General features: G+C 37.3%; 10 protein-coding genes. 4 read left to right on the top strand and 6 right to left on the bottom strand.

From position 1 onward, the window contains the following. The 6 genes from REB14_RS19900 to REB14_RS19875 all read right to left on the bottom strand — a co-directional run bounded on the left by REB14_RS19900 (nucleotide 1) and on the right by REB14_RS19875 (nucleotide 9,745). Nucleotides 1–1,221 carry a DUF4876 domain-containing protein gene (locus tag REB14_RS19900; protein ID WP_309523072.1) on the bottom strand — a complete coding sequence of 407 codons (1,221 nt, stop codon included), beginning with the start codon at nucleotides 1,219–1,221 and terminating at the stop codon, nucleotides 1–3. A 21-nt stretch (nucleotides 1,222–1,242) separates the two neighbouring features. Then, nucleotides 1,243–4,038, bottom strand: coding sequence for a TonB-dependent receptor plug domain-containing protein (locus REB14_RS19895; RefSeq protein WP_309523071.1), 2,796 nt, complete (start codon nucleotides 4,036–4,038; stop codon nucleotides 1,243–1,245). A 292-nt stretch (nucleotides 4,039–4,330) separates the two neighbouring features. Beyond that, the gene (locus REB14_RS19890; RefSeq protein ID WP_309523070.1) at nucleotides 4,331–6,289 is read right to left on the bottom strand and encodes a T9SS type A sorting domain-containing protein; all 1,959 of its coding nucleotides are present in this window, start codon (nucleotides 6,287–6,289) and stop codon (nucleotides 4,331–4,333) included. Between the two features lie 159 nt (nucleotides 6,290–6,448). Then, nucleotides 6,449–7,627 carry an acyl-CoA dehydrogenase family protein gene (locus tag REB14_RS19885; protein WP_034698448.1) on the bottom strand — a complete coding sequence of 393 codons (1,179 nt, stop codon included), beginning with the start codon at nucleotides 7,625–7,627 and terminating at the stop codon, nucleotides 6,449–6,451. Between the two features lie 128 nt (nucleotides 7,628–7,755). Further along, nucleotides 7,756–8,544: an NUDIX hydrolase gene (locus REB14_RS19880; protein ID WP_052186977.1), complete on the bottom strand. Its 789-nt coding sequence runs from the start codon at nucleotides 8,542–8,544 to the stop codon at nucleotides 7,756–7,758. Nucleotides 8,545–8,560: 16 nt separating this feature from the next. Then, nucleotides 8,561–9,745: an MFS transporter gene (locus REB14_RS19875; protein ID WP_309523069.1), complete on the bottom strand. Its 1,185-nt coding sequence runs from the start codon at nucleotides 9,743–9,745 to the stop codon at nucleotides 8,561–8,563. A gap of 176 nt (nucleotides 9,746–9,921) precedes the next feature. Between REB14_RS19875 and REB14_RS19870 the strand changes: the two genes are divergently transcribed. The 4 genes from REB14_RS19870 to bglX are packed head-to-tail and all read left to right on the top strand — an operon-like array spanning nucleotide 9,922 to nucleotide 18,048. Then, on the top strand, nucleotides 9,922–12,837 hold the full coding sequence (locus tag REB14_RS19870; protein WP_309523068.1) for a SusC/RagA family TonB-linked outer membrane protein: 2,916 nt from the start codon (nucleotides 9,922–9,924) through the stop codon (nucleotides 12,835–12,837). A 12-nt stretch (nucleotides 12,838–12,849) separates the two neighbouring features. Beyond that, on the top strand, nucleotides 12,850–14,388 hold the full coding sequence (locus REB14_RS19865) for a RagB/SusD family nutrient uptake outer membrane protein (RefSeq protein ID WP_309523067.1): 1,539 nt from the start codon (nucleotides 12,850–12,852) through the stop codon (nucleotides 14,386–14,388). Between the two features lie 3 nt (nucleotides 14,389–14,391). Then, on the top strand, nucleotides 14,392–15,816 hold the full coding sequence (locus tag REB14_RS19860) for a glycoside hydrolase family 30 protein (RefSeq protein WP_309523066.1): 1,425 nt from the start codon (nucleotides 14,392–14,394) through the stop codon (nucleotides 15,814–15,816). 9 nt (nucleotides 15,817–15,825) lie between these two features. After that, a complete protein-coding gene (bglX, locus tag REB14_RS19855) occupies nucleotides 15,826–18,048 on the top strand; it encodes a beta-glucosidase BglX (RefSeq protein WP_309523065.1) in 2,223 nt (740 codons plus the stop codon). Nucleotides 18,049–18,144: the final 96 nt, after the last annotated feature.

The following is an 18,144-nucleotide window of genomic DNA, read 5'->3' as shown; positions in this document are numbered from 1 at the left end:
TTAATTGAATAAAGATGGCTTTACACCATGTTCAAAGTCTGTTGTGGAGTTATTGGTATCTTTAAGGATATTTTTACCATCTATTGTTTTTCCTGTTACTTTTCTGCGGACAGCTTTTCCGAAACGGTTTTTATCTCCGTCAAAAGTAGTTACGGAAGTCCATCCCATATCCAAAGAAGGTGACGTTACCAGCCATTGGAATGAATCCTGTACACTTAAATTAACCGCATCTGTAATCCATTCATTGGGGATTTTAACCGCAGTTCCGTCCATAGGATATACATCACCGTTAATGGTAAGGTTATATGTATAAGTATAAGAGTTTTGAGCAACCAATGCTTCATTAGTCATTCCTTGTGGCATACGTGCCAATGCATAAGCGTAATATCCTTGGGTATGGATCACCATTTTTTCAAAAACATTTACCATTTTCGGAACGGAAGGATTGTCTATATCATCTGAGTCTTCCTTGAAAATCTGGAAGTTGGCATTGGAAAGATTAATGGATGAAGGATTAAAATCTTTATGATTAATAGCATCTTCAGCAATAATAATAGACTCTCCGGCTTTTACAGGATACATCGTTCCATTTCCCGGAATTCTGATGATAGCACCTGCAGATAGAGTAGTTGCCATGATATTGGGGCTGTAATCCTGTTTTTCATTGGTCATAAAACTGGATTGGATTAGTAGCATACCATCTGCATACAAAGTCTTGTCCGTATTATTGGTAATTTTAAAATACTGATCACCGAAATACATCGCTCCCTGCGGTGTTTTTGTTCCGGTAAAGAAGACTTCTTCTAAGATCAGATCACCGCTGTTACCCGATTTCAAAGAGAGATCCAGCGTTTTACTGGTTTCATTACCATTGATAACGATTCCGTTTTGTACACCGGCAACTTTAGCTTCTACCGATCCGGAGTTGTCACCATATACGATGCTTCCTTCCGCAGTAATGTTATACGTTCCTGAAGGAAGAACAACCTGCAAAATATTGTTATTTTTAAGTTCCTGAGTAATCGTAAATCCTGAGTTTAACTCTTTGAAGCTGATCGTAAGGTTTTTATATTCTTTAACCTGAATATTGTCTGGAACGACTTTAAGCTCCAGTTTTAAGGAGGTTTTTGCTTCCGGAGCTTCATTGGAATCTGAAGAACAGGCTGTAATGGCAAAAGCTGCACACAATACGAACAGTGTTCTTAATACATGTTTTAACATAATTTATTGAATTGAAATTGTTTATAAGTTGAAATTGATTTCCATTCCGAAATAAGGATCATAAGCTCCTTTTCTGTTGATGGTAAATCCGTTGATGTCGTAAGGCGTATAATAACTGAATAATCGGTTGGCAAACATGGAGACCACGACTGCTTTGTTTCTGAAACTTTTGGTCACTTTCAGATTAAGATTCATTTCCATAGGTCTTCTGGTGGCATTGTATACATCTTCATTCTGAGCAATGATCAGGCTTTCCAGAATAGTTCCTTTTACAGAATCAGGGTTATAGGGAAGAACAGTACCATTCTGATCCACATAATGGCTTGGAACTCCGCTCATAGGAAGAATTTGTCTCATAGAATACCAGGAAAACTGGAATGATGAAGAAAAAACAAGATCCAGACGGGGAATATAAGTGTCCAGCATCAGATTGGTATTCAAGACCTCATTCACCGAATTGGGTTCCATCCCTTCATATAATCCAAGATAAGGATAAGGTCTTCCGTTGATCAGTAAATCTCGTCCTCTGTATACGGGCAGGCTGTTTCCATATTTTGTTCGGAACCACGCTCCGTTTAAGGTAAGCCTTGTATTGATCACAGGAATTCTGTTGGATGAATATTGAAATTCAATCCCTTCTTTGTCCACTTTGCTACCGTTTCGCTGAGTGGTATAGAGAAAGTTTTCATTCACTGTCTGGTAGGGAAGTGTATTTACATCCGGCGGAGAAGTGATGGCATCATGATTCAGTCCCGAAGTATCGTATTTTTTGTATTGATACAGAGAATATTCATTCATAGAACGGAATGCATTGCGCATATTTTCTTTGAAAACAGTAACAGACAGCTGATGTGCTCCCAGACTGAAATCAACTCTTGCTTCAAATTTTTCATTCATAGCGGGTTCGAGATCCGGGTTCTGCGGATTGTAAATCAGGGTTTTATAATTGATTCTTCTGTAGTTTGGATTATTATGAAAGTAATTCAGCTGCTGGATGTCCTTATAAATAAGTTCAGGATACAGAATATTGAGGTCGGGAAACAGACTTTGTTTACCATATCCTAAGGTTAATGCTAAAGTTGTCTTTTTGTGCATCAACTCAAAAGAGGGAAGTTCCCATTGAAAATTGGCTCTTGGATCTGCATACCACTTTCCGTTCATTTTGAAAGAAGAAGGTAAATTCATCATGGTGTTTCCTCTCAGTCCTAATGCCAGTGTAAGTTTATGCTTACCTGCATGTAAAGAGTTGATAGACTCCATAAACAACGCAGAAGTCATATAAGAAGGAATATCACGATACGCACGCGGTCTGAAGGTAGCTTTAGGATCAATAGGTCTGTAGATATCAAATAATTGTCCTTTCCCCCAGTTTTTGCTCATTTGCCAGTCGAATCCTGCATTGAACTCATGCGTCATCGATTGAGAATTAAGCTGAAAATTATTAGTCATTTTGACAAACAGATCAAGAGGTTTTCCGTCTACTGTATAATTTGAAATGTAGCGTGGTTCAGGGTAGTAACCATCGTATTCTCCTTCAGTTCCGGACAGAGGAAAGGCCGTTGCATTTTCAAGCTGGATAAACTTGGTTTGCTTTATTTTGTCAAATCTTTGGTTAGCCGTTGCCTGAATTTCAGTGGAGCGGTAGAATGACGGTTCGTTTTTAGTATAATTGAATACATTGGAAAGGCTCAGGAAATGAGTATTCACTTCATAAGAATTCAGTTCCGACAAATCGATGTCAGGATCAGATTTTGAACCGTCCAGTGAACCGGTATAGCTAAGATTGCTTTGCCATTTTGCTGTTCCATGATCATACTTTTTTTCTTTCATGATACCAAGGTGGGCGGTAATTCTTTTATAACTTTCCAAGCGGTCTCTTGGGTCGGTCTTTGCATTCAGATAATCCAGGCCTGTGTTGATTTTCAGATCTTTTTCTTTATTTTCAAAACCTTTGCTTACTGCAAAGAGTTTGCTGTAACCGTCTGCTTTAAACCTGGCTTTCCATTTTGTATAGCCGGATTTATTAGTGATTTTTACAATTCCTGACGTAAGATTTCCATAGATTGCGGAAGGAATTCCACGAAGAACTTCCACGCTTTCAATCTGATCTGTCGAGATCGTTCGCATATCTATACCGCTGTTTATATTAAGCCTTCTTTTAAGTCCGTTATTTGTTTTGTCTAAAAAATCATAAGAATACTGCAGGTTGGCATTAGAGTTGAGCGGAGCACCATCCACCAAAAATGTAGTTCCCATCGAAGAAGTATCGTAATCAGTACCAGGTCTTCCGGTTTCACGGAGACTGATCTTGTTGGTCTGATTAAGAACCGGATCATTGGATCTTCCACCTGGAAGAAGTTCCAGAAGCTCGGAAAAACTTGAAGGTTGCAAATGTTGCATAGCCCGCTGATTAATGATAGAGGAAGAGGTAAGCCCTTTTCCTTCTTTTGCCGTAATCACCACTTCTTCAATGGTGTTGAGTTTCTCCTGAAAGTGCAGCGTGAAATCTTCTGTCTTTGTGACGGATATCTTCCCGGAATATACTGAAATCCCGTTTTTCCAGGCTTCTATTTTATATTTTCCAGGCACAAGAGAGAGTTGTGCGGTTCCTTTATCATCGGTAAATACTGAATATGCAGTTTCTTCGCTGGAAATCTTAATTTCAGAACCTTTTACTAAGTCCGGATCTTTGCTTTTTGTTTCAAAAGTGATTCTAAACTGTAGGTTTTGTGCCTTGAAGGCTGTCATCGTAATGATAAAAATAAGAAAACTGAAAAATCGAAGCCTCAAAGGAAAGCGGGAGTCATGATGTACCATCTGGCATTATTCTTTCGGCAAAAGTAGCATGCTCAGTAGAAGTTTGCTAATTTTATTTAGAATAATTCAAAATAAATGACAAGAATCATTTATGTTATTTTAATATAATTTTTGCTGGAAGTTGAAAATTGGTGTCGTAAAATGATAGTTAATAATGGATTATGTAATTTTAAGTATTTTAAAATAAAATTTATCTCCAATCATTTTTAGTGGAGTTATTCATCCATAAAAAAGCACTTCATTGCTGAAGTGCCAAAATTAACTTGAAATGAGATATGAAGAGTGATTGTTTTTACAGTTTTATTTTTTTGTTGATGGATTTTCCATTAGAAAGGGTGACTTGTACAAGATATACTCCTGATTCCAAGTTTCTGGATTCAAACACAGGTTTATTAACTTCCTGTTGAATAATCAGAGCACCAGAAATGCTATAAATGCTGATGTTTTTAATATCATTGCCGGATTTCGCTACAATTTGTTGTCTCTGAGTATAAATATCAGTGTTATTTTCTGATGATATTGTCCCTCCAACCGCTTTACTGAACTGAAGGTTATAGTAAGGTGTAACCACTTCAAACGTATAGTTTTTGTTTTCCAACTCCAGAATGTTGATTCCTCCGGTCTCACGATATTGTTTTTGCGAAATACTTTTGACCAATGTTTTATTTTCATCAAAAATATGTACAGCACTAAGTTCCTCCTGATTTACTTTTAATTTCAAAACGGATGTATTCACAGATTGTACAATTTCGTTTTCGGTAACTTCCTGAGGCGTGTTTTTAATGTATGGAATTATTTTATTTTCATTGTTTTCCGATACTTTCAATAAATAAACTCCGTCTTTTAAAGTTGATAAATTTTGATTAATGGCTGTTCTGCTCTGTGCTTTTTCTTTATTGAAATCTGTAATTTCAACAAGTTGCATATTACCCAAATCCGGTTTGATCTGTGAAGAAAGAAGGAAAGGTTTTTCAGATGTTTTCTCTGCTGACTGCTTACCAAAAATTGATCCTGCAATAGCCCATTCATTTAGAAGCCCACCGCTTCTCAGCGTATTGAATTTAGCATTAGAAGCTAATGTAAAGGGTAGAATTCCTCCCACATGGCCCAGTGGTCCCCAATAAAAAGAATCCAGTTTATACTTATTCAGATCCCACCATGGATAATAGCCACGCTGAACATCAATAGTTTTAGAAGTATTTTCAGGCGGAATAGCTAAATCGACAGTAGAATGTCCCAATGTCATTGGTGTTTTATTGTACCAGTCATACACATCCTTAGGTTTCATGCATAGCCTTAGCTTGTTATTGGGATTGTTGGTGACATCATTTACGAAGTTGGTGGTAAAGAGTTTTCTCCAGATAAAAGGTCCCCATAAAAGTCCTCCGTTATCCTGAACCACATGATAGTTGTATTTATCGAGGTATTCAGCAGAAATAACTTCTGAAATATCATTATTATAGGTTTTATAACCTGTATTGTTGCAGGTATGGAGTACATTGGCCAGGAATGAGGTGAAAGGATAGATATCTTTTTCCAGGACTCCTTTATTTAACGTTACTCCGGAAAAATCATAAGGTCCGTCTCCCATGTAAGCGTACTTAAATTTTATCTGATTGGGATTTGAAACGCTTAATCTTTTTAACGTTGACATAGCAGCATGAGCGCCTTGCGAATATCCGGCCAGGAAATATTCGTCATAACGTTTAAGGTTCAGTTGGGCCAATACTTTATTCGCTGCTGTTATAAAATCTATGGTCGCTCCGGCTTCTGTGGCATAATCTACATAAGGGTGAGTTCCGTCCCCAGTTCCCATCCCTACGTAGTCGGGTGCCATCAAAATATAACCGTTGAGTACATAGGATAGTTCAACAACAAATCCAGCGGTTAAAGCTCCTTTAAAATTAGACGGAACATTATGCCTGCTGTCTGTAGTTCCGTGATCCGATACCACAGTTGAAAGTTTAAAGGGTACATTAGGATACATCAATAATCCTGTTGCTTTTACAAGAACATTGTTCTCATTTTTGGTGTAATAAGTGATTTTGTATCCTTTCAGCCCAAGATTGAAGCTGTTCAGATAATTTGCAAATTCCGGAGCATTCTGATCACCAAGATTACTGGCGATAAAATTGATGACTCCCTGAGGTGTTAAATCCAGTTTCTGTTCGGCACTTACAACATCACCAGCCTGCTGTGCAAAGTAAAAAGGAGCTGTAAGACTTAGTAAAAAAGTTGTGATTTTTTTCATATTGTTTGTTTTTGTGTGGTATTAAAGTAATAATTTTAATAAAAAAGCGAAAACTTTAGAGTATTAATAATTATTCATTGAATATCAATTCTCAGCAAAGTGAGTAAAATAAAAGAGTCTGACCATTGGCCAGACTCTTTATTTATATTTTTATCTTTTTTAGAAAGCGTTGATTCCTGTAATATCCAATCCGGTGATCAGTAAATGAACATCATGCGTTCCTTCATAAGTAATTACAGATTCCAGGTTTGCCGCATGTCTCATCATCGGGAATTCACCCATGATTCCCATACCTCCAAGGATTTGTCTGGATTCTCTGGCTATTTCAATAGCCATATGTACGTTATTACGTTTAGCCATAGAGATCTGAGCAGGAGTTGCTTTGTGAGCATTCTTAAGATTTCCTAACTGAAGACAAAGTAACTGAGCTTTTGTAATCTCAGTCAGGAATTCAGCCAGTTTTTTCTGCTGAAGCTGGTAAGAGCCAATTGGTTTTCCAAACTGTTTTCTTTCTTTAGAATACTGAACAGCAGTACAATGGCAGTCAATAGCAGCACCAATTACTCCCCATGAGATTCCATATCTTGCAGAGTTCAGACAAGATAGAGGTCCTTTTAATCCTGTTACTCCAGGAAGAAGGTTTTCTTTCGGAACTTTTACATCATTAAATACCAGTTCTCCGGTTTTGGAAGCTCTTAAGCTCCATTTATTGTGAGTTTCAGGAGTAGTGAAGCCTTCCATTCCTCTTTCAACGATTAATCCCTGTACTTTTCCTTCCTCATTTTTTGCCCATACTACAGCGATGTCGCATAAAGGAGAGTTGGTGATCCACATTTTAGCCCCATTTAAAAGATAATGATCACCCATATCTTTAAAATAAGTTTCCATTGAACCTGGGTCAGAACCATGGTTAGGCTCAGTCAATCCAAAAGATCCAATCATTTCTCCGGCAGCAAGCTTTGGAAGATATTTCTTTTTCTGTTCTTCAGAACCGAATTCGTTAATAGGGAACATCACCAATGAACTTTGTACCGAAGCTGCAGAACGTACTGCAGAATCTCCTCTTTCCAACTCCTGCATAATCAGACCATAAGAAATCTGGTCTAATCCTGAACCGCCATACTCAACAGGGATATAAGGTCCCAGTGCTCCGATTTTCCCCAATTCTCTCATAAGATTAGGAATATCTGTATGATTTTGAGCGGCCTGATCTATCTGCGGCATTACAAAACTTTCCACCCAGTCTCTTACAGATTGTCGGATTAGTTTATGTTCTTCAGTAAGTAAAGCATCAATTCCATAATAATCAGGGATGCTAGTAAGAGGATAATATGACATGATTTTTTGATTTGGTTAAAAGTAACATTTTTCGTGGTGTCTAGAAAATTTTTTTGAAAACTTGTTTTACTATTGATTTTCAGAGGTGTACTGCTACTTTGTTTATGATTTTAATTAAATTTATATTTTTATGACTCCTCATCATTAGAGATAGGATACTGATTGGTAGAATTATGAACTTCAGTTTTAAATTTATACAGATATGGGGCTTTATTGGCTGAGCCGTCATACAGTTTTTCCATTCTGTCCAGTATATTTAGGCTTAAAATTTTTCGCTGAAAATTATTTCTTCTGAATTTCTGTCCTAAAATAGTTTCATAAAGAGCCTGAAGATCCTTCATGGTAAATTTTTCCGGAAGCAGGTTACTTGCTGCAACCTCTGTATTGATATTCATTCTCAGATATTCAAGACCTGTCTCGATAATTCTGTCGTGGTCGAATGCCATTTTAGGAAGGTTGTTTACTTCAAACCACTCACAGCTTTCATTGAAAGCATCAGGGAAGGTATCAGCCAGCGAAAAATCAATAAGGCTGCAGTATCCTACTGTAACGAAACGCTGGAAAATCCAGTGATCTTCAGGTACGGTGATACCTTTATTTTTAAGAAGAATCTGGTGTACATTGTTCTCGGTACGGTCTATTCTTCCAAAGGTGTGAAACTGTTTCAAAAATAATCCTTTAAGATGGGTTCTTTCAAACAAAACCCTTTCAGCAGCTTCTCTAAGGTCTTCGTCATTGAAAACAAAACCACCCGGAAGTGACCACAGATCCAGATCATGATATTTTAAAAGCAAAACTTTCAGAATGTTATTATGAAAGCCGAATATGGTGCAGTCAACGGAAATATGCGCTACGAAATCTTTCGTGTCAATGAGTTCCTGTAGCGTTTCTTTACTTTTTGTGTCTTTGATTTTCATGGCAGTAAAAATAAAACTATTTTCTATTTGTGACAGTAAAATATATAAAACTAATCACAAATAGCAGAATTACAGAAGATAAGATGTATAATGGATAATAATTCAACAATTGCTTTTCAAACAAAACAGCCATAATAATAGAGCTTACAGAGCTGCCCAGAGAAGAAAAAATAACAATAAGAGAGGTGAAAAGATTGATTTTATCTTTATCCACCTGCGCAATCATTCTTGAGTTGATCACAGGATAGAGGGGTGAAAGAAACAAGCCAATAACCGGAAATAAAAAAAGCAAGAATCTGGAATCTTCCGAATCAAAATACTGTATGCCCAGTATAATGATCAGTAAGGTGATAATAAGACTCATACAAATGATATAATACCTGGGTAACGAAAACCTTTTGATGATATTGGCAGTAACCGTTCGCCCGGCATAAGAAAAAATGGATAGAAAAGAAGTGGCCTGAAGCGCAAAAAAAGAATTGACTTTCAGATGGTTTTTATAAAAAGAAGGAAGCCATGAATTGAATCCCTGTTCTACGAAGACGATAAAAAAGACCACTCCTAAAAACAAAGCTACTGCAGGGGTGGTAAACCCAGACAGTTCTGAGAGAATACTCTTACTTTCCATAGGCCTGGACTCTACTATTTCTATTTTCGAAAGCAAAAAAATAGTCAGTACAGATAATAAAGCAATCAGCACGAAACCAAACTTCCAGAATTCAGAATACTGGCTGGAAATCACCCATCCAAAACCCGTATTCACTACGAAAATCCCGATCATAAAAGAAGCTTCTACATTATTCATGGTCTTTGCCAGAGATTTTTCATCCGAAATATTATTTCTGATAATTCCAAAAACACAGATTTTACCAATAGCGAAACAGGCTCCTATAATCGCAAACCACAATTTATAAAACCAGAAAACTTTTACAAAGGGAAGAAGGCAGCAACAGAATCCAACGATAGCCAGGGCGAGAATCAATGCTTTTTTAGGTCCGGTTTTGTTGATAAAGCTTACTGCAAAAAGTGAAATAAAGGCAATGGGCAGATCTTTAAAAGATTCTAAAAGTCCCAGTTCTCCATAGGTGATTTTCTCTTCTGACAACTGCAGAATCACAAGTCCCATACAGTTTAGAACCATTGAAAAAATGAGAAAGGTAAGTTTTAGCGGAAGAGAAATTTTGAATGGCTTGGCGATCATTTTGGGAGATAACTTTATTAATTTTTTATGAAATTTTATGAAATATTGATGCGAAGATAGGGCTTCTAACCCTGAAAAATAAAAGAAAAATTAAAATATTTATGAATAGAATGTTAACTAATTAAAAAAAAATATATTTTTATTGTCTCAATTTGAGAATTAAACAATAACTGTATATGAATGTAAGAATATCAAGAAGCGTAGGAGTGGTTGCCGTCCTCTATTTTACGGCCAACTTCAGTGCCCAGACCACCAAGGTGAAGGACACACTTGCGAAAGAAAACAAAATAGAAGAAGTGGTAGTCATCGGTTACGGTACTCAGAAAAAGAGTAATGTGACGGGAGCTATTGCGAGTATTAAAGCCAGCGATATAGAGAATGCTCCTACAGCAGGAAGGCCGGAGCAGGTTCTGCAGGGAAGAGCTGCAGGTATTTCTGTTGTATCAAATTCTGGCCAGCCGGGAACTGCTGCTACTGTTCGTGTACGTGGTATTACCAGTTTTGGAGCTGGAAGTAATGATCCTTTATGGGTGGTAGATGGAATTGTAGTAGATAATATTGGATGGCTGAATCAGTCTGATATTGAAGGAATGGAAGTTCTTAAAGATGGGGCTTCTGCTGCTATTTATGGGGTGTCTGCTGCGAAGGGTGTTATTCTGATCACCACAAAAAAAGGAAGTAAAGGGAAATTAAATCTCTCTTATAATGGTTTCTTTGGGGTGGGAACAGTATCTAAAAAGTTAGACTTATTGAATGGCTCGCAATATGCAACCATTATGAATGAGGCATATCTCAACGATGGATTGAAGCCTGTATTAGGAGATCCCTCATCTTATGGAACAGGAACAGACTGGCAAAAACAAATATTTAATAGTGCACAGCGCCAATCTCATGAATTCAGTATTGCAGGAGGAAATGATAAATCCACTTTTTATTCATCTTTCGGATATTATGATCAGCAGGGAATTGTACTGAGAGATATTTCAAACTATAAAAGAATTAATGCAAGATTAAATTCAACGCATAAGGTTTTTGATTTCTTGACAGTAGGTCAAACCTTTGCATATACTCACACAAGATGGCAGGGAGTTACGGACAACGGAGAATTCGGGGGGCCGTTAAGTTCTGCGATAAATCTTGATCCATTAACTCCTGTAGTTGTCACTAACGGGATCAATAATGAGCCTAATTATAGTGATTATGTTAATAATCCAAATTATGTAAGAGATCCCAATGGAAATGCCTATGGAATTTCTCAGTATGTAAGTAAAGAGATGAGTAATCCGTTGGCCTTCAGACAAACCCAATTAGGAAGATACAAATGGTCTGATGATATTATCGCCAATGTATTTGCTGAATTAAAGCTGAATAAACACATTGCCTTTAAATCCAGTATGAACGGGAAACTTTCCTATTGGGGTGAGCAGGCATTTACTCCGAGAAATTACCTAAGTACGGCTAATAAGAATGATATCAATAATTTATTCAGGCAGACAGATAAAAAGTTTGAATGGAGTACTGAAAATACATTGACATACCAAAATAAATTTGGATTACATAACTTAAATGTATTATTAGGGCAAGGGTATTATGAGTATAATATTTCTTCGGGACAAAATATAAGGTTTACCAATCTTCCTGTAAATAATTGGGAAGATGCATCTTTCAATTTTGATATTGCTCAGGAAAATAAAACTGGGAATGCTTGGGATGGAAAACAAACCCACAAAGCTTCTTATTTTGCCAGAGTAGTTTATGATTATGATAACAAATACCTTTTTACAGGAACAATTCGTAGAGATGGGTCTTCAAAATTCGGAAGCAACAATCACTGGGGGAATTTCCCTGCAATGTCTTTAGGTTGGAATGTGTCTAACGAAAATTTCTGGCCTGAAAATAAAGTAATTACTTCATTAAAGTTTAGAGGAGGATATGGAGTACTGGGTAATGACGCTATTGATGATTTCCAGTTTGCCAACTTCCTGGTGGCCGGAAGCAATTATACATTTGGAGATAATATAATCCGTGTCGGATATGCGCCAAGTACTTTGGAAAACCCTAATTTGAAATGGGAAAGAACATCACAACTCAATATTGCTGCAGATCTTAAGATTTTTAGAAATTTTGATCTAAGTGTTGACGTTTACAGGAAAAAAAGTACTGATATCCTGAGAAGAGTTGAACTTCCTGGTTATTTAGGATTAATCAATAATCCATACAGGAATATTGGGGATATGAACAATGATGGAGTTGAAGTAAGTCTAGGATACAGAAAGAACTGGGGAGACTTTGGTTTTTCTGCGAATGGTAATTTTGCCTATCTGAAAAACGAAATTACAAGACTTGAGGATAACAGGCCCTATGTAAACTTTGCTGGTTTCCAGACGTTGGGAACTGTATCTAGATTACAGGTTGGTGAATCATACGGTTCTTTCTATGGATATAAAAACCTGGGAGTTTTTCAAAATCAGGCAGAAATTGATGCCTATAAAAATGCAAATGGTGCTTTGATTCAACCTAATGCAAAACCGGGAGATTTCAAGAGACTTGATGCAAATGGAGATGGGGTGATTGATGAGAAAGATTTTGTAAACCTTGGGAATTCTGTACCAAAATATACATTTGGTTTAACCATCAATATGAATTATAAAAACTTCGATTTGATGATTTTCGCTCAGGGACAAGCGGGTAATAAAATTTTCCAGGGGCTTAGAAGACTGGATATTCAGGAAGCAAATTACCAAACATCAATCTTAGATCGTTGGACAGGAGAAGGAACTTCTAATACAATAGCCAGAGTCACAAGAAATGATGACAATCAGAACTATACCAGAATGTCAGATTATTATCTTCAAAAAGGAGATTACTTACGTCTTAAATTAGTTCAGATTGGATATACTTTATCTAAAGATGCTGCAAAAACTATTGGTGCTTCAAAAATCAGATTTTATGTGACAGGGGAAAATCTTGCAACTTTTACAAAGTATACCGGATACGATCCTGAAATTGCTGGTACTGATACTTATGGTATAGACAGAGCTTTCTATCCACAGGCAAGAACTTTCCTTTTCGGTGCTAATGTTCAATTTTAATGACAAAAAAAAATGAAAAATAAAAGATTTATATATAAAAGTGTAGCTGTTTTATTATTAACAGGTATAAGTTTTGGTGCCGTGTCCTGTGATAAAGGAAACCTGGAAGATGTAAAGAATACAGGAACTTTTGATTCAGGTAACTATTTTAAAAATGAAGAACAGGCATTCAGTGGTTTGGTCGCTACTTATGATATGCTGAGAAAATATGCTGGAGGATTTGAAAACATGGTGACTTTCTTTAACGGAGCCTCTGATGATTTCTATTCCGGAGGTGGAAATTCTTCAGATGGTGCGGGTATTCAAGGATTTTCCAATTATTCCATTAATCCTATTATTATGCCTGCCAGCTACTGGAAAGATTATTATCAGGGAATTGCAAAGGCCAACCTTTTATTAGACAGGATTCCAAGTGCAACGATGAATGATCAGACCAGAAAAAGATTTATTGCAGAAGCCAAAGTCCTAAGAGCATTATACTATTTTGAATTATTAAGAATGTTCAAAAATATTCCTCTTATTCTGAAACCTGTTTTGGCCACTGATGATTTCTATAATATTCCTCAGGAAGATCCTGCAAAAGTATATGCTCAGATAGAATCTGATATTGTTTCTGCTATACCTGATCTGATGTTGATGCCATCCGGAGCAAGTGAAAAAGGAAGAATTACACAGGGGACTGCAAGAGCCATTTTAGGTAAGATCTATTTATATGATAAAAAGAATACTGAAGCCGCTGCTCAATTTGAAATGGTTAATGGTACACCAGGGCAAACAAGTCAGTATGGGTATAAATTAGTCAACAACTTTGCCGACTTATGGAAGGTTGATAATAAATTCACTACAGAAGCAGTTCTTGAAGTAATGCATACCAATGTAAGTAATGCTGATTGGTCATTCTGGGGCTCAGGTAAGGATGAAGGTAACTCTGTAAATGTAATGCTAGGTATTAAATCTTACGGACGTGTTGCCAATGTACCTAATAATGATGCTCCCGACCTTTATGCGAGCTGGGGATTTAATCCGGTTACTGACGATTTGTTTAATTTTATGCAAGGAGACCCTCGTTTGGATGCTACAATCTTCAATGGTAAAAAATTCAAGAATGAAGGTAAAATTACGTATTCACCAGGATATAAGGATACAGGATATTTTTTAAATAAATATTTACCAAGAAATGCAGACAAATCTAATCTTCCAGGTCCTACAGAACTAAATTTCCGTCAAAATTATATCGCTATAAGATTAGCTGATACTTATCTGATGGAAGCAGAAGCTTTAGGAGGTGGAGGAGCAAGAGCTCAGGCTTTGTTAGATGCAGTAAGAGCAAGAGTTGGATTAGCATCAGTTCCTGTTTCTTTGCAGGCTATTAAAGATGAAAGAAGAAGAGAGCTTGCAGGAGAAGGACACAGATGGTTTGACCTTGTGAGATGGGGCGATGCTCCCGCAAAACTTGGAGCCAGAGGATTTAAAACGGGCAAGAACGAAATTTTGCCTATTCCATTTAATGAATTAACAAATACAGCTTTAAAACAAAATCCTGGTTACTAACACATGAAGTTTCACAACTTATATAGTTTCTTTAGAGGTGCCGCACTACTTAGTGGTGTGGCCCTTTTTCCTTTATCATGTACCTCAGTGGCTTCCAATAAAGGAAACGAAGTGCAGTACTGGCTTACAAAAGGTGATGCAAGCGTAAAATTACAGCAGCAGACTTCCGTTACATTTGTAAATAATACCAACAGCTTTCAGAATATTGAAATTGATGACACTCAAAAGTTTCAATATGTTGACGGCTTTGGATATACATTAACAGGAGGAAGCGTTGAGGTAATCAACCGGTTGTCACCTTCCAAAAGAAAAGCGCTGCTTAAAGAACTTTTTGGAAATGGCAAAAACTCAATTTCTATCAGTTATTTAAGACTAAGTATAGGAGCTTCCGATCTTGATGGTGAAGTGTTTTCATACGATGATCTTCCTGAAGGACAGACTGATGCTTCACTTTCAAAGTTCAGTCTGGCAAAAGATAGAAATCTGATTGCGATATTGAAAGAAATTTTAACGATTAATCCTTCCATTAAAATCATTGCAGCACCGTGGTCTCCTCCGGTTTGGATGAAAGACAACGGAAAATCAAAAGGAGGAAGCTTAAAACCTGAATTCTATGGAACGTATGCGCAATATTTTGTAAAATACATTCAGGGCATGAAGGAAGAAGGAATCACCATTGATGTTGTAACTCCTCAGAATGAACCTTTACATCCCGGAAATAATCCAAGTTTGTATATGCCGTCTGAGCAACAGGGAGATTTTATTAAGAACCATCTTGGTCCGGTTTTTAAAGCCAATGGAATCACCACCAAAATTGTTGTGTATGATCATAATTGCAACAAACCTGAATATGCGATTGATATTTTAAAAGATTCTGATGCCAATCAGTATATAGATGGATCTGCTTTTCATCTGTACGAAGGAGATATTTCAGCTTTAAGTACAGTACATGATGCTTTCCCTGATAAAAACTTATATTTTACTGAGCAGTGGACAGGTTCAAAAGGAACTTTTACCGAAGATCTGAACTGGCATACAAAAAATGTAATCATAGGCTCTATGAGAAACTGGAGCAAAACAGCTCTTGAATGGAATCTTGCCAATGATCCGAAATTTGCCCCTCATACAGCTGGCGGATGTACAGAATGTAAAGGAGCTATAACCGTTTCCGACAGCGAGAATTTCACCAGGAATGTTTCCTATTATATTATTGCACATGCTTCAAAATTTATCCCTGCAGGTTCTCAACGGATCGCTTCCACACAGACGGATCAACTTTCAACGGCGGCTTTTAAGACTCAATTTGGGAAAATAGTTTTAATTGTGCAGAACGATAATCAGGCAGATGAGAATTTTAATATTAAATTTGCCGGCAAAACCGCTGCAGTAACAATTTCAGGACGTTCTACAGCAACCTATATTTTTTAATTTGATACTATGAAAAGAGTTTATTTCTTACTGGCATTTTCTGCATTGGGATTGAATGCTTACGGACAAAAGACCATTGATCAGAAAGTAGCAGAGCTACTGTCTAAAATGACTTTGGAAGAGAAAGTAGGACAAATGGTTCAGTACAGTGGTTTTGAATATGCCACAGGACCGCAGCACTCCAATTCAGCTGCTGTTTTAGAAGAAATTAAAAAAGGAAAAGTAGGTTCCATGCTCAATGTTGCAGGGTCTGAAGAAACCAGAGCTTTTCAAAAACTGGCTATGCAGTCAAGGCTGAAAATCCCTTTATTGTTTGGGCAGGACGTTATCCATGGCTATCGTACCACATTCCCTGTCAATCTTGGACAGGCGGCAAGTTGGGATCTGGCTATGATAGAAAAGTCAGAAAGGATTGCAGCAACGGAAGCCGCAGCTTACGGTATTCACTGGACGTTTGCACCCATGGTGGATATTGCCAGAGATCCGAGATGGGGAAGAGTAATGGAAGGTTCAGGAGAAGATACTTATCTGGGAACAAAAATTGGTTTAGCCAGAATCAAAGGATTTCAAGGGAGAGGTCTGGGAAGTCTTGACGCGGTAATGGCCTGTGCAAAACACTTTGCAGCCTACGGAGCCGCTGTAGGCGGAAGAGATTACAATTCTGTAGATATGAGTCTCAGACAGCTTAACGAAACTTATCTTCCACCATTCAAAGCGGCAGCAGAAGCAGGAGTGGCTACTTTCATGAATTCTTTCAATGATATTAACGGAATTCCTGCAACAGCCAATCAATATATTCAGAGAAACCTTTTAAAAGGAAAATGGAATTATAAAGGTTTTGTAGTATCAGACTGGGGAAGCATCGGAGAAATGGTGCCTCACGGTTATGCTAAAGATGGTGCCGAAGCCGCTGAAAAAGCAATACAGGGTGGAAGCGATATGGATATGGAAAGCCGCGTCTATATGGCAGAACTTCCAAAACTGGTTAAAGAAGGAAAAGTAGATCCCAAACTGGTAGATGATGCAACGGGAAGAATTTTAACCAAGAAATTTGAAATGGGGCTTTTCGATGATCCTTACAGGTTCAGTAATGAGAAAAGACAAAAAGAGCAGACCGATAATCAGGAAAACAGAAAATTTGGGAGAGAATTCGGTTCAAAAAGTATCGTTCTTCTTAAAAACCAGGGAAATATTCTTCCCCTTTCAAAAACTACAAAAACAGTGGCTCTGATTGGCCCTTTCGGTAAAGAAACAGTAGCCAATCATGGTTTCTGGTCTGTTGCGTTTAAAGATGATAATCAAAGAATCATTTCACAATTTGACGGAATTAAAAACCAGCTGGATAAAAACTCCACTTTATTATATGCCAAAGGCTGTAATGTGGATGATCAGGATAAAAGCCAGTTTGCTGAAGCTATAGAAACTGCAAGAAAAGCTGATGTTGTTATCATGACGCTGGGAGAAGGCCATGCGATGAGTGGAGAAGCGAAAAGCAGAAGTACTATAGGATTTACAGGTGTTCAGGAAGATTTGTTAAAAGAAATTGCGAAAACAGGGAAACCTATTATTCTGATGATTAATGCCGGAAGACCTCTGATTTTCAACTGGGCATCAGATAATATTCCTGCCATTATGTATACATGGTGGTTGGGAACAGAAGCCGGAAATTCTATTGCAGATGTTATGTTTGGTACTGTGAATCCAGGAGGGAAACTTCCAATGACGTTTCCGAGAACAGAAGGTCAGATTCCTGTATACTACAATCATTATAATACAGGAAGACCCGCAAAAAATAATACAGACAGAAACTATGTTTCAGCCTATATAGATCTTGATAATGATCCAAAATACCCGTTTGGATATGGTTTAAGTTATACAGATTTCAAATATTCTGACATGGTTCTAAGCTCCACAAGTCTTACAGGAAATCAGACGCTGAACATCAGTGTTACTGTTTCCAATACAGGGAAATATGACGGGGAAGAAGTGGTACAGCTTTATATCAGAGATCTTTTTGGAAAGGTAGTAAGACCCGTAAAAGAACTGAAAGGTTTCCAGAAAATATTTATCAAAAAAGGAGAAAGTAAGAAGATCGATTTCAAATTGACACCGGAAGATTTGAAATTCTTTGATGACAATCTGAATTTTGATTGGGAAAGCGGAGAATTTGACATTATGATAGGAACTGATTCGCAACATGTTCAGACCAAAAGAATCACCTGGACGAAATAAATTGAATTCAATGGAAGCGGGCTATAATCCTGAGCAGAGACGAAGGAAACCCGCTCATTAAAACGTCAGAAAAATGGCTTTAGCCAAAACTTAAAA

It is taken from the genome of Chryseobacterium metallicongregator (assembly GCF_031324065.1).
GTDB classification, from domain to species: domain Bacteria; phylum Bacteroidota; class Bacteroidia; order Flavobacteriales; family Weeksellaceae; genus Chryseobacterium; species Chryseobacterium metallicongregator.
The sequence above is the reverse complement of the archived record's forward strand: the minus strand, read 5'-3'. Positions and strand labels throughout refer to the sequence as shown.